Genomic DNA, 14,069 nt, shown 5'->3' with positions numbered 1-14,069 from the left:
GTGGACGACCGGGACTTGCAGGTACTCGACGTGCAGGCATTCGACGTGCAGGTACTCGACTTCCAGGTACTCAACCTCCCTCAGGCGATTGGATACGTGTGTCTCATCCGTCTGCGCGCAGGGGCGCCTTCGTGCCGCTGCGAAGAAGTTTCCCCTCCGCCTTCACGGCCGCCTTCTCGGTGGCCGCGATGGCAGCCGCCCTGCTGAACGCCGTGCCGGCCCAGGCGGCTCCCCCGTCGCCGGACCTCGATGTCTACGTCTCCCCGACCGGCCGCGACGTGGGTTCGGGAACCGCCGCCCACCCCTTCAAGTCCCTTGACCACGCGCGGGATTACGTACGCGACGTCAAGCAGAAGGCCAAGGGCGACATCCACGTCCGGCTCATGTCCGGCACCTATCAACTCAGCCGTACGTTCGCCCTGACCGCCCGGGACTCGGGCCGCGACGGACACCGGATCTTCTACGAGGCCGCCCCCGGCGCACACCCGGTGATCAGCGGGGGCAGGCAGGTCACCGGCTGGACCCCGGCCGACTCGGCGGGGAAGGTCTACAAGGCCAAGGTCGGTGCCATCGACGCCCGACAGCTGTATGTGGACGGCGAGTTGGAGACCCGGGCGCGCAGCGGCAAGAACCCCGCCGGCTTCAGCCAGACGTCCACCGGATACACCTTCACCGACCCCGCCCTCAATGCCTACAAGCGTCCTTCGGACCTGGAGGTCGTCAACTCCTGGGGCTGGAAGCTGATGCGCTGCCCCGTGCAGTCGATCGCCGACTTCAAGATGACGATGCAGCAGCCCTGTTGGCACAACGCGCATCTCCAGCAGGGCCAGGAGATCCAGAACCCGACCTGGCTGGAGAACGCCCGCGAGCTGCTGGACACGCCCGGTGAGTGGTACCTGGACAAGGGCGCGGGCGAGATCTACTACATGCCCAAGTCCGGTCAGAATCTCTCCACTTCGACCGTCACCGTGCCGCTGGTACAGGACCTGGTGGACCTCAATGGCACCCGGACCGCCCCGGTCAGCAACGTGTCGTTCCGGGGCATCACCTTCTCCAACTCCACCTGGCTCGCGCCCAGTTCGTCCGAGGGCCTCATCGAGGGCCAGGCCGGTTTCCGGATGGTCGGCAACGACCCCACCTTCGACGCGACCCGTCTGAAGTGGCAGAAGACGCCGGGTGCCGTGAACGTCGACTACGGCCACGGGATCGACTTCGAGGGCAACACCTTCACCCATCTCGGCGCGGTCGGGCTGAACTTGAACACCGGTACCCAGGGCACCGACATCACGGGCAACGTCTTCCGCGAGATCGCCGCCACCGGCATCCAGATAGGCGGGGTCGCGGTGATCGACGCCCACCCGGACGACCCCCGGGACATCACCAAGGACACCAGGGTCGACAACAACGTGGTCACCCAGGTCGCCGACCAGTACAACGGCTCCATCGGCATCCTGGCCGGCTACACCGACCACACCACGATCACCCACAACAAGGTCTACGACCTGCCCTACACCGGCATCTCCGTCGGCTGGGGCTGGGGCCTCACCGACCAGGGCGGCAACAGCAATTACTCCCCCGGGAATCTGGGCGTACCGATCTGGGACACCCCCACGACCAGCCGGGACACCCAGGTCACGGACAACGAGATCTACGACATCATGAAGTCGCAGGCCGACGGTGGCGCCATCTACACGCTGAGCTCCAACCCCGGCGGCCTGGTGTCCGGTAACTACATCCACGGCACCCCACCGCCCGCCTACGGCGCGATCTACCACGACGAGGGCAGCCGGTACTGGACGAACACCGGCAACGCCCTGTGCGACATCGCCTACCAGTGGCTGTTCCTCAACCACGGCATGGACATCGACGCCACCGGCAACTTCACCACCCAGCCCGCCTACTCCGCCCAGGCCAACAGCACGGGCAGCACCATCACCGGCAACACCACCGTGGACTCCTGCGCCCAACTGCCCGCCTCCATCGTCAACAACGCGGGCCTGCAACCGAGTTACCGCCACCTCGACCCCGGCCCCGCCGTCCCCGACCACCAGGCGCCCAGCAGCCCCGGCACCCCGAGCGCGGTCACGGACTTCCCGACGATCGCGGACCTCGCCTGGCCCGCCTCCACCGACGACACCGCCGTCACCGGATACTCGGTCTACCGCGACGGCAAGTTGGTCAGCGCCACCGGCACCACCTCGGTACGCCTCCCGGGCCTGACCGCCGGAAAGACGTATGCCTTCCGCATCACCGCCCGTGACGCCGCCGGCAACGAGTCCGATCCCAGTCCGACCCTGCACGTCACGATGCCCTCGGGCACGGACCTCGCCCTCAAGAAGCCGATCACCGCGTCGTCGTACTCGGAGACCAACACCCCCGAGAAGGCGGTCGACGGAGACCTCTCCACCCGCTGGGCCCAGGGCCTCGGCCTGCCCGACCCGTCCTGGATCCAGGTCGATCTCGGTGCGTCGTACGACGTGAACGGCGCCATCACGACCTTCGAGAAGGCCAGCGGATACAAGTACCGCATCGAGGTCTCCCCCGACGAGGTCCACTGGAAGACCCTCGCGGACCGCACCGCCACGAACACCACGGCGGCGACCGACTACGTCCACACGGACACCCCGGTCACGGGCCGTTTCGTCCGCCTGACCGTCACCGGCTCCAGCTGGAACGGCGGCAGCATCTACGACTTCCAGGTCTACGGCACTCCGAGGACCGTCACGGACCACACGGCCCCGACCACCCCCGGACAGCCCACGGTGAAGCCACTGCTCCCCGGACTGGTGGACGTCAGCTGGCCCGCGGCCACCGACGACACCGGCGTGACCAGCTACGTCGTCTACCAGGACGGCAAGCGGATCGGTGTCACCGACGCCACGACCTTGCGGGTCTCCGGTCTCACCGCCGACACGCAGTACTCCTTCACCGTCGTAGCGCGCGACGAGGCGCTGAACGCCTCCCCCGCCAGCAAGGCCACCGTCGTCACCACACCGGCAGACAACGACCTGGCCCTGAACCGGACGGCGACCGCGTCCTCCGAGTCGGTGGGCTACGCCCCGGCGAAGGCGGTCGACGGCGATCCGTCGACCCGCTGGGCGCAGGGCCTGGGACTGCCCGATCCCTCCTGGCTCCAGGTCGACCTCGGCAAGGACACCGCCGTCTCCGCCGTGGTCACCACCTTCGAGTTGCCGAGCGGCTACAAGTTCCGCCTGGAGTACTCCACCGACGGCCAGAACTGGTCGACGTTCGAGGACCACACCGCCGAGAACACCACCGCGCGGACCGACTACGCCTTCGCCGACACCCCCGTCACCACGCGCTACCTGCGCCTGACCGTCACCGGTTCCAGCGGCAACGGCGGCAGCATCTACGCGCTCCAGGCGTACGGCGGCTTCTGAGCACTCCGCGGACGAGTACTCCGCGACTGAGTGCTCCGCATCCGAGCCGAAACCTTTCTCCCCGCAGATCTCCTACAGAAGACGAAAGCCAGGATGAAGATCACCCATGTCGAAGTACACCGGATCGATGTTCCGCCGGCCAGTCCGCCCTTCCGCTGGCGTGACGGGCTGAGCGGAAGCGCTCCGGCGGGCGACGGCGCGGTCCTGCGCATCGGGACGGACGAGGGTGCCGAGGGCGTGGCCGTGTTCGCCCGTCCCGGCGCCCACGCCACCCTGCGGGACCTGGTGGACCGGGTCTTCCGTGCGGAGCTGCTCGGAGCCGACCCGTTCCAGCGGGAGTGGCTGTGGCACCGGGTGTGGGAGCTGGACCGTATCCACGAACTCCCGCTCCCCACCCTGGGGTTGATCGACATCGCCCTGTGGGACCTGGCCGGCCGCTACCACGGCGAGCCGGTCTGGCGTCTGCTCGGCGGTTTCCGGGACGCCATCCCGGCGTACGCCTCCACCTCGACGTTCTCCAGTACGGCGGAGTTCCTCGACGTGGCGGACCAGTGCCTGGGGCTGGGGTATCGCGGGATCAAACTGCACGCCTGGGGCGACGCCCGCCGGGACGCGGACCTGTGCCTGGCCCTGCGCGCGCACGTCGGTCCCGATGTCCCGCTGATGTACGACGGTTCGGCGGGCTTCGACCTGCCCGACGCGATCCGGCTGGGGCGGGCGCTCTCGGAGGCCGACTACCTCTGGTACGAGGAGCCGATCCGCGAGTTCAGCATCTCGGCCTATCAGCGGCTCGCCGAGACCGTCGACGTACCGCTGCTGGTGGCGGAGACCTCCGACGGAGCGCACATGAACGCGGCGGACTTCATCCGGTCCGGTGCCGCCACCTTCGGCGTCCGGACCGGCACCACCCTCCGGGGCGGTATCACCGGCGCCATGCGCACCGCGCATCTGGCCGACGCCTACCGGCTGCGGGCCGAGGTGCACGGTTCGGACATTCCCAACCATCACCTGTGCATGGCCATCTCCAACACCACCTACTACGAGTCCCTGGTGACCTCGGTGGACGTCGTCCGTGAGCGCCACGTGGACGCCCACGGCCTGGTGCACGCGCCCGCGGGGCCCGGCATAGCCCTCCCCCTCGACTTCGGCTACGGCGACGAGCTCCTGCCGTTCGTCGAGCAGCCGCGCTGACCGGCACCAGAACAGAGCCGACCCGCGCAAGAACAGAAAGGCAAGGCAAGACGATGGAGTCTTCCCGATCTCCGAGATCCGGCCGGCGGCACGCGCTGCTCCGCACGGCGGCACTCACGCTGTCCCTGGCCACCGCGGCCGCCCTGGCCGGCTGCGCCAGCGCCGACACCACCACCCAGTCCTCCTCCGCCTCACCGACGTTCAAGTCGGCCGCGCAGAAGGCCGGTTCACAGATCACGGTGTGGGCCGACTCGACCCGGCTGCCGTCGGTGCAGGCGTACCAGAAGGCGCACCCGGACGTGAAGATGAAGATCGTCACGTACGACGGCGGGGCCGACGGATCGACGTATCTCCAGTCGAAGGTGCAGCTGTTCGACCGGACCGGCAGCGGCTGGCCCGACGTGGTGTTCGGCAATCCGACCGACGTGACCTGGGCGTCGAAGGCCACCAAGCCCGGCGCGCAGCCGTTCGCCGCGCCCCTGGACGACAAGCTCGTCCCGCAGAGCACGCTGGACGGCTTCGCCAAGGGCTCTCTGACGCCCTGTCAGTTCAACGGCCACACCTACTGCATGCGCAACGACATCGCGCAGGTCGTCCTCTGGTACAACAAGTCCCTCATGGACAAGTGGGGTTACCAGGTCCCCACCACATGGCAGCAGTACGAGGCCCTCGGCACGAAGGTCGCCAAGGAGCACCCCGGCTACCTCGTCGGCTCGGTCGGCGACACCAACTCCCATGAGTCGTACTTCTGGTCGGGCCAGTGCCCCGCGTTCAGCCTGACGAAGCCGGACACCCTGCGCACCGACCTGGCCGACCCGAAATGCACGCGGATGGCGACGCTGCTGGACCACCTGATCAGCGCCAAGGCCATCGCCACCCAGGGCTTCTTCAGCCAGGGCTTCGCCAAGGACAGCGGCTCCAAAGTCCTTATGGCGTACGGCCCTTCGTGGTACGGCCAGTACCTCTTCAAGGCCGGCTTCAAGACTCCGGCCAAGCAGATCGCCGCCGCGCCCCCGCTGACCTGGCAGGGCGAGAGCACGGCCGCCACGGGCAACGTGGGCGGCGGTGTGTGGATGGTGTCCTCGCACAGCGCCAACCTCAAGTCGTCCACGGATCTGGTCACTTGGCTGACCACCTCCGACGCGAACCAGGCGACCGCGCCCACGTATCCGGCCTACGCGCAGGCCGCGAAGGCGTGGCTGGCCAACCCGGCCAACAAGGACTACTTCGCCAATGACGTGAGCGGGCCGTTCGAGCAGGCCGCGAACGAGGTGTGGACCGGCTGGTCGAACACCCGGTTCTCGGACTCCACGGCCTGGTCCAGCGTCGTCCTCCCGGCTCTGACCGCCGGAAAGAGCCTGACCGAGACGCTGCCGGCCTGGCAGCGGGAGATCGCCAACGAGGCCAGGACCCAGGGCTACAAGGTGGTCGATCAGTGACCCTGCTGGAGACCGAGCGCGTCGCCGTCTCCCCCTTGCGCCGCCGCACCGCACAGCGGCGGCGCAAGGGCCGCGGTCGCGCGGGCTACTACTTCGTCGCCGGCTACGCGCTGCTGCTGCTCGCGTTCGGCGTCTTCCCCACCGGGTACGCGTTCTACCTGTCGCTCACCAACGACCGGGGCCAGTTCACCGGCCTCAACCAGTTCGTGAAGGTCGTCCAGGACTACCGCTTCGCCCCGGCCTTCAGCCACATGCTGATCTACCTGGTCCTGTGGCTGGTGACGCTCGTCGTCCTGGTCGTACTGACCGCTGTGATCCTGCGCAGCCGCGTACGTCCGGGCACCTCGGCGCTCTTCCGCTTCCTCTACTACATCCCCGGCGCCCTCGCCGGAGTGGCGAGCGTGTTGGTCTGGCTGTTCATGCTGGACCCCGATGTCAGCCCGGTGTCACGGCTGTTGACCGCTCTGGGGTTCAAGACGTTCGCCGCCGTCCTGGCCCCCGGCAACCTGCCGCTGATCCTCATGCTGATCGCCTTCTGGACCGGCGCGGGAGGCTGGATGGTCGTGATGTACGGAGCGTTGAACAACATCCCCGACGAGGTCCTGGAAGCGGCCCGCATGGACGGCGCCGGCCCGTGGCGCACCGCCTGGCACATCCAGATCCCGATGATCAGGCAGTGGATCGTCTACATGACGATCATGGCCTTCGCGACGGGCACCCAGCTGTTCGTCGAGCCCCAACTCCTCCAGACCGCCAGCCTCGGCAGGGTGAGCCCCACCTGGTCGCCGAACCAACTGGCCTACGTCTACGCCTTCCAGCAGGGCGACTTCAACGGCGCCGCCGCCATCTCCGTCGTCCTCCTCGCCGTGGGTCTCGTGGCCGCCGGTCTCCTGGTCGCCCGCTCGAACCTGTTCACGTTGGACGAGAAATGACACAGACGACTCTCTTCCTGACGGCCGTGAGGCGACGCGTCCACCCGTCAAGGAGCCTTCCCTTCCTGATCGTTGGCCTGCTCCTGGCCCTTCTCCTGGTGTTCTTCGCGCTGCCGGTGATCTGGCTGCTGCTGGCCCCGTCGAAGACCGCAGGCGAAGTCGTGCGGGACAACCCGCTCTCCTTCGGCTCATTCCATCAAATAGGCACGGCCTGGCGGCACTTGTTCGCCTTCCAGGACGGCGCCATGACGAGGTGGCTGCTCAACTCGGCCATCTACTCGGGCGGTTCACTCGTCCTGACGCTGGCCGTCAGCGTCCCGGCCGGCTACGCCCTCGCCCTGACGAAGTTCCGGGGCCGCAAGACGCTCCTCGTGATCACCCTGGTCACCATGATCATGCCGCAGGCCACCCTGGTGCTGCCGATCTTCCTGGAGCTCAACCGCTTCCATCTCATCGGCACCGTCTGGTCGGTGATACTCCCCTTCTCCTTCTATCCGTTCGGCGTGTACCTGGTCTACATCTACTTCGGCAGCAGCCTCCCCAGGGACCTGCTGTCCGCCGCGCGCATCGACGGCTGCACCGAGTGGCAGCTCTTCGCCCGCATCGCGCTCCCGCTCGCCAAACCGGTGGTCGGACTGGTCGCGTTCTTCAGCTTCGTGGGCAACTGGAACAACTTCTTCCTGCCCTACCTCGTCCTGCCGAACAGCGAGCAGTTCCCCGTCCAGGTGGGCCTGAACCAACTCCTCACCTCCACACCGTCGTTCAACCCCGTCGCCGGCGCCGGCCTGAACGTCACCATCCCCGAACTCGCCCTGGCCATCCTCATCGCCATCCTGCCCGTGCTGGTGCTCTTCGTCTTCTCGCAGCGCACCTTGGTGTCCGGGATGCTCGCCGGATCGAGCAAGGAATGAGCAGCGCCCTGCCCGCCGAAGGAGACCGCGTGTACCGGCTCGACCCGCGCTACGCCCCCGCCCCGCAGGCCGCGTTCCACATGGGCTGGCAGGCGGTGGCCTCCCAACTCCCCACCGGCCCAGCGGTGTTGGCCGTCGACGGCCCCCCGTCCGTCGACTGGTCCCTCCTGGCCGATCGCCTCGCGCACGAGCTGACCGGCCGCGGCATCCCCGTCACCCTGCTCGACATCCGGAGCCACTACGCACCCCCGGCACACATCAGAAGCCGTACCGAACGACTCGCGGACGCCGACGACCCCTACTTCCGCAAGCTCGCCGACAACTCCCTGGACGACCTCTTCGAGACCCTCCCGGCACCCACACCACCGCAGGCGGGACTACTCCTCATCCACGGCCCCGGCGCAGCCCTCGTGGAGCACGACCTGCTCTGGTACGCCGATGTCCCCAAGCGCTACGCCGAGGCCGCCGTCGGCGCGGGCGAGGTGGGCGCCAACCTCGGACTGCCGGGCGAGAAGCCAGACTTCAGGCGGCTCTTCTACATCGACTGGCCGATGCTCGACCGCCACCGCGACGCACTGGCACCCCACCTCGACGCCTGGCTCGACATGCAGCACCCCGACCACCCGGCGTGGATCGACGGAGCAGGCCTGCGCGCCACGTACACGGCCCTGTCCCGCAAGCCGGTCCGCACCCGCCCGTACTTCAACTCCACACCCTGGGGCGGCCATTGGGCCCAGCGCGAGCTCGGCTTCAACCCCACCTCGCGCAACACAGCGCTCGGTTACGAACTGATCGCCCCCGAGGCCGGCATCCTCATCGGCACCGGACCGGAGGCTCAGGCCGAGGTGCCGTTCCAACTCCTGTGCACGCTCGAACCGTTGAGCGTGCTGGGGGTGGAGGCGCACGCCCGCTTCGGCACGTCCTTCCCGATCCGCTTCGACTACCTGGACACCGTCGGCGGCGGCAGCCTCTCCGTGCACTGCCATCCCAAGGAGTCGTACATGCGCGAGCGTTTCGGCTGGTCGTACACCCAGCACGAGACGTACTACCTCACCCTCGGCAGCACCGACACCAAGGTCTTCCTCGGCCTGCGCGAGGACGCCGACGTGGACGTCTTCCGCAAGGAGGTGGAGCGGGCCATCACCGACGGAGTCCCCATGGACCCCGAGGACCACGTCCTGCCCTTCCCCGCCGAACAGGGCCAGTTGTTCATGATCCCGGCAGGCACCCCACACGCGAGCGGCGCGGGCAACCTCGTACTGGAGATCAGCGCCACCCCTTACCTATACAGCCTGAGGTTCTACGACTGGCTGCGCCCCGGCGCCGACGGCAACCCGCGCCCCCTCCCCTACGAACACGGCTTCGCCAACCTGGAGACCGGACGGCGCGGGGAGGCAGTGGCCCGTGACCTGATTCAGGAACCCCGCACCCTGCGCGAAGGCACCGGCTGGCGGGAGGAGGTCATCGGCGTGCTGCCCGAGATGTTCTACGAGGTCAGGAGGTTCGTGCTGGACGCCGGAGCCGAGGCGGCCGACGACACACAGGGCCGGTTCCACATCCTGAACGTGGTGGAGGGCGAAGGCGTCACCGTGCACACGGCGGCAGGGGACCGCCACGAACTGGCCTATGCGGAAACACTGACCGTGCCGGCCGCGGTAGGCGCGTACACCCTGCGAGCGGCAGCCGGTGGCGGTCCGGTGCGGGTCGTGAAGGCGTTGGTCCGTTGATCCCAGTCCTGGAGATCGGCGGCACCCACGTCACCGCGGCGCTCGTCGACCCGCTCGGCGGCCGGGTCACCAGCCGTACGCGCAAACCGCTCGACGCGGACGGCGATGCCGCTGACATCCTCGCCACCGTCCGGTACTGCGCCGACGAACTGCCGGTGCCTCCTGGTGCGCGGTGGGGCGTGGCGGTACCCGGACCGTTCGACTACGCGAAGGGGGTCGCCCTTTTCCGGGGCGTGGGCAAGTTCGACGCCCTGTACGGGACGGACGTCCGAGCAGCACTCCTCCACGGACTCCGGCAGCGCCCCGGCGACATCGTGTTCCTCAACGACGCCCACGCCTTCCTCGCCGGCGAGTGGTCCGCGGGCACCGTCAGCGGACATCGCCGCGCGGTGGGCATCACACTCGGCACCGGCGTCGGCTCGGCGTTCCTGGCCGACGGCCGCATCCGCGACCACGGTCCCGGCATACCCCCCGAGGGCCGCATGGACCTCACCGAGATCGCCGGCCGCCCCCTGGAGGACACGGTCTCCCGCCGCGCGATCCTCACCCGCTACGGCGACCCCACCGCCGACGTCCACGACATCGCCGGACGAGCCAGAGCGGGGGAAGAGCGGGCCCGCCGGGTGCTGACCGACGTCTTCACCGCCCTGGGCGTCGAACTGGGCCCACGCCTCGCCGACTTCGGCGCGACAGCCCTGGTCGTCGGAGGCTCCATGGCCCGCTCCTGGGACCTCGTCGCCCCCGCCCTGTCCGCCGGTCTCGCGACCGGGGGCTGGCCGCCGGACGACCCGCGTGTCCGCGCGCTGAAAGTCGCCGGCTCCGCGGGGGACGCGGCGCTGGTGGGCGCGGCCCGCGCGACGGTGACGCCGATCCCCGACGGGTCCCCGGCCGGTCCCCGAGAATGACCGAGGGCCGGTCTCGGACTTCTCCGAAACCGGCCCTGGACTACGACTGTCTCCAGTCGGGACGACAGGATTTGAACCTGCGACCCCTTGACCCCCAGTCAAGTGCGCTACCAAGCTGCGCCACGTCCCGCTCGCGCCGCACCCGGTCAGCCGGATGAACGCGCAGGTAAACCCTACCGCATACGGCGGGTCACTTCGGCGGCGTCGGGGTGTCGTGGGTGCGGTACATCGCCTGGACGTCCAACTCCAGCTGGACAGTTGGGCCTACGACGGCGATGCCCCGGGCCAGCATGCTTCGCCAGTTGAGGGTGTAGTCCTCGCGGTGCAGTTCGGCCGTCGCCAGGGCCGCGCAGCGGAGTTCCTCGGCGTAGCCGCCGTTGACCGTGCCCAGATACGTGGTGTCGAGGTTCACCGAGCGGCTCACGCCGTGCATCGTCAGCGAACCCTGCAGCGTCCACTTGCTGCCGCCCCGGTAGGCGAACCGCGTGCTGGCGAAGTCGATGTACGGGAACCGCTCCACGTCGAGGAAGTCGCCGGAGCGCAGGTGGTTGTCCCGTGTGGTGTTGCCGGTGGTGATGCTGGACGCGTCGATGCGGACGTGGACCCGGGAGTCGGCGACTTCCTGGGCGATCTGGATACCGCCCTGGAACCGCTCGAACCGCCCGTGCACATGGGCCATGCCGACGTGCTTGGCGATGAAGCGGATCGCGGTGTGCGGCGGGTCGAAGAGCCAGGTGCCGGGCGGCGGGAGTTCCTGGGCGCGGCCGGGCTGGAGCCAGACGCGTTCCGTGGGCTCGGCGATCCCGGCGACGATCTCGACCGTCTCCTGGTGCGGCTGGAGTCCCTGGGCCGAGACGAGGAGGCTGTAGCGGCCGGGCGGCAGGGCCGCGAGGAAGAAGCCGTACGGGTCGGTCGTACCGGAGGCGGCCACGCGGTGCGAGTCCAGGGCCGTCACGGTCACGTCGGCGGCCGGCATGGGAGAGCCCATCGGGTCGACGATCTCTCGGCCGAGGCCGCCCGCGCCGGGCGGCAGGGGGAGCGAGAGGCCCGCCGCCGTGGCGGAGGCGCCTTGGGGCCGCCAGCGCCGGAGCAGTGCGAGGGCCATGGTGATCACCTTTCTTCACAGCAGTCGTACTCTGCCGATCCTGAAGGCATCGCCGCCGCCGCGGGTGTCTCATATCGAGACACCCGTTCATCCGGTCTCCGCGTAGCGACGGACGATCGGCGCCAGGTAGTCCGCGTGCGGGCCCACCATGAGCCGGAGTTGGGGCGGCGAGTGGATGAGGAAGATGTTGTCCAGCTCCGGCTCACGGCCCTGGGCCCGCTCCGCCGCCGCCATCGCCCTGAACCGCTCGCGCAGCGTGGACTCCGGGAGGGACGGAGCGCGGAAGAGGACACCGATGCTTCCGTTGCCCGCGCGGGTGACGTTCCAGAAGGTGAGGTCGTCGGGACGGGTGTCGATGCCGGTCTCCTCGACCAACTCCCGTGCGGCGTGCCGGCGCAGGGCCCTCATGTCGAGCGGCTCGTCGCCTTCGGGAGGTTCGAGCGAGCCGCCCGGCAACTGCCAACGCCCGGGCGCCGCGGTCGAGTTCGACATGCGACCGACCAACAGGCGCCCGTCGTCCGCCGGTTGGAGGACGGCGACGAAGAAGGACGGGAGCCACGAGGTGCAGCCGGGGACGCGGCGGAGGGCGAAGTGCCGGAACGTCGTCCTGGCCCAGGAGACGGTCAGGCCGTCCGGTCCCTCCCGTTCCGCGCCCGCGCACACCAGGACCGGCCCGTCGAAGAAACTCGGGTTGACCCGCACCAAGTCGTCCCACACCCGGTCCATGGCCTGCCGCTCCTCGGGCGTGAGCCGAGGAGCGGCGGTCTCGACGAGCCGGAGCCGACGCACATCCAGGAGTTCCCCGCCAAAACCCCGCCCACTCTGTTCGATCATCACGTCATGCTGGCATACGGGACAGGTCAGTTGAGGGCGCCGGGAGCCATCACCGACGCCTCCTCCTCCGCCTTCAGGAGCGCCGACTCGGAGCCCCCGACCGTCTTTCCTCCGCTACGGCCGGACCGTCGCGGCACCAGGAGCGCGGCCAGCGCGGCACCGAGGAGCAGCACCGCCAGCAGCGTGAACCCGTGGGTGTACCCGGAGTCGTAGGGCAGGCCCGAGGGCTGGAGGTGGCCGGTGACCAGGACGCTGGTCACCGCGGCGCCGATGGAGCCGCCGATGGTGCGGATGTTGGCGTTCATGCCGGTCGCGGCGCCGGTCTGCTCGGGCGGGACGCTGCCGACGATGAGGTTGGCCATGGAGGCGAAGGCGAGTCCGATGCCGAGGCCGAAGATGCCTGCCACCAGGGCGATCTGCCACTGCTGGTCGTGCCAGAGGGCGAGGATCGTGCAGGCGACCGCACCGAGGGCGGCACCGGTGGTGAGCAGGGCCTTGGCGCCGACGATCGGTTCCAGGCGGCCGCTGAGCACGCCGGAGACGAACATCGCGATCAGCATCGGGAGCATCAGCAGGCCGGACGCGGTCACGCTGGCGCCGAAGCCGTAGCCGGCGGACGACGGGGTCTGGACGAAGCCGGGCAGGAAGGACCAGATCGCGTACATGCCCGCACCGAACAGCAGCGCGGCGGTGTTGGTGGTCCAGACGGACGGCAGGCGCATCACCTTCAGGTCGATGAGCGGGCTGCGGGAGCGGGCCTCCGAGAACAGCCAGGCCGCGAAGAGGACGACGGCCGCGGCGAACAGGCCGACGACCCGCACGGAGCCCCAGCCCCAGATGCTTGCCTGGCTCAGCGGCAGCAGCAGGGCGACCAGCCAGCCCGAAAGGAGTACGGCGCCGAGCCAATTGACGTGCCCCTGGGCGCGGTTGGGCGACTCGGGGACGTAGCGCACGGCGATGAGGGTGGTCACGGCGACGATGGCGACGGGGAACCAGAACAGCCAACGGTAGTCGAGCGCGGTCACGATGGGCCCTGCGGCGACCATGCCGACGCCACCGCCCGCGGCGATCACGGCGGACAGGTTGCTGATGCTGCCCGGGACCTGGGACGCGTCGAACTCGTCGCGGATGATGCCGAAGGACAGCGGGAACAGCGCGCCGCCGACGCCCTGGACGACCCGGGCGATGATCAGGACGCCGATGTTGGGCGCGAGCGCGGCGATCAGACAGCCGGCGAGGACGGCCAGGAGGACGGCGACGAGGGTGCGCTTCTTGCCGACCAGGTCGCCGACGCGGCCGAGTATCGGGGTGAAGACCGAGGCGGACAGCAGGTAGGCCGTCATCACCCAGGTCGCGGTGGACTGGGAGGTGTGGAGCGCGTGCTGGACGGTCGGCAGGGCCGGCGCGATCAGCGACTGCAGCATGGAGAACACGCCCGCACCGGTCGCGAGGACCGCGAAGGTGAGGCGGGAGGACTTGCGGGGCATCGAGAGCCTCTCCGGAACAAGCGAACGGGGGTGCGCCCGCGCATTGCTCTACGGCGGAACGCGCCCACACTGCTAAAGTGGAGGTACCCCTCCACCATAACGGAGGCACACCTCCGGTTCAACCGGGCCCCACCCCA

10 protein-coding genes and 1 tRNA gene are annotated in these 14,069 nt (G+C 69.2%); 7 read left to right on the top strand and 4 right to left on the bottom strand.

Annotated elements, in window-relative coordinates:
• Positions 1-188: 188 nt before the first annotated feature.
• The 7 genes from ACIBK4_RS40640 (at position 189) to ACIBK4_RS40610 (ending at position 10,506) form a co-directional block, all read left to right on the top strand.
• Positions 189-3,401, top strand: coding sequence for a discoidin domain-containing protein (locus ACIBK4_RS40640; RefSeq protein WP_399003815.1), 3,213 nt, complete (start codon positions 189-191; stop codon positions 3,399-3,401).
• A gap of 93 nt (positions 3,402-3,494) precedes the next feature.
• Positions 3,495-4,592 (top strand): enolase C-terminal domain-like protein, encoded by a 1,098-nt coding sequence (locus tag ACIBK4_RS40635; protein ID WP_399003466.1) that lies wholly within the window; start codon positions 3,495-3,497, stop codon positions 4,590-4,592.
• A 53-nt stretch (positions 4,593-4,645) separates the two neighbouring features.
• The gene (locus ACIBK4_RS40630; protein ID WP_399003464.1) at positions 4,646-6,031 is read left to right on the top strand and encodes an ABC transporter substrate-binding protein; all 1,386 of its coding nucleotides are present in this window, start codon (positions 4,646-4,648) and stop codon (positions 6,029-6,031) included.
• A complete protein-coding gene (locus ACIBK4_RS40625; RefSeq protein ID WP_399003462.1) occupies positions 6,028-6,963 on the top strand; it encodes a carbohydrate ABC transporter permease in 936 nt (311 codons plus the stop codon). The genes ACIBK4_RS40630 and ACIBK4_RS40625 overlap by 4 nt, the downstream gene beginning before the upstream one ends.
• The gene (locus ACIBK4_RS40620; protein ID WP_399003460.1) at positions 6,960-7,874 is read left to right on the top strand and encodes a carbohydrate ABC transporter permease; all 915 of its coding nucleotides are present in this window, start codon (positions 6,960-6,962) and stop codon (positions 7,872-7,874) included. Before ACIBK4_RS40625 ends, ACIBK4_RS40620 begins: the two co-directional genes overlap by 4 nt.
• A gap of 29 nt (positions 7,875-7,903) precedes the next feature.
• Complete coding sequence (locus tag ACIBK4_RS40615) at positions 7,904-9,601, top strand: class I mannose-6-phosphate isomerase (protein WP_399003813.1); 1,698 nt, start codon at positions 7,904-7,906, stop codon at positions 9,599-9,601.
• A complete protein-coding gene (locus ACIBK4_RS40610) occupies positions 9,598-10,506 on the top strand; it encodes an ROK family protein (RefSeq protein ID WP_399003458.1) in 909 nt (302 codons plus the stop codon). The genes ACIBK4_RS40615 and ACIBK4_RS40610 overlap by 4 nt, the downstream gene beginning before the upstream one ends.
• 56 nt (positions 10,507-10,562) lie before the next feature.
• On the opposite strand, the gene ACIBK4_RS40605 is transcribed toward ACIBK4_RS40610, so the two are convergent.
• From ACIBK4_RS40605 to ACIBK4_RS40590, 4 genes are all read right to left on the bottom strand, one after another.
• Positions 10,563-10,636 (bottom strand) — tRNA-Pro (locus ACIBK4_RS40605).
• 60 nt (positions 10,637-10,696) lie between these two features.
• Positions 10,697-11,611 carry a YceI family protein gene (locus ACIBK4_RS40600; RefSeq protein ID WP_399003456.1) on the bottom strand — a complete coding sequence of 305 codons (915 nt, stop codon included), beginning with the start codon at positions 11,609-11,611 and terminating at the stop codon, positions 10,697-10,699.
• 87 nt (positions 11,612-11,698) lie between these two features.
• Positions 11,699-12,445: an NUDIX domain-containing protein gene (locus ACIBK4_RS40595; protein ID WP_399003454.1), complete on the bottom strand. Its 747-nt coding sequence runs from the start codon at positions 12,443-12,445 to the stop codon at positions 11,699-11,701.
• A 26-nt stretch (positions 12,446-12,471) separates the two neighbouring features.
• Positions 12,472-13,932 (bottom strand): MFS transporter, encoded by a 1,461-nt coding sequence (locus ACIBK4_RS40590; RefSeq protein ID WP_399003452.1) that lies wholly within the window; start codon positions 13,930-13,932, stop codon positions 12,472-12,474.
• Positions 13,933-14,069: the final 137 nt, after the last annotated feature.

Origin of the sequence: Streptomyces sp. NPDC050528 (assembly GCF_044457795.1) — a bacterium.
Lineage (GTDB): Bacteria > Actinomycetota > Actinomycetes > Streptomycetales > Streptomycetaceae > Streptomyces.
This window is presented reverse-complemented; position numbering and strand designations above follow the sequence as displayed.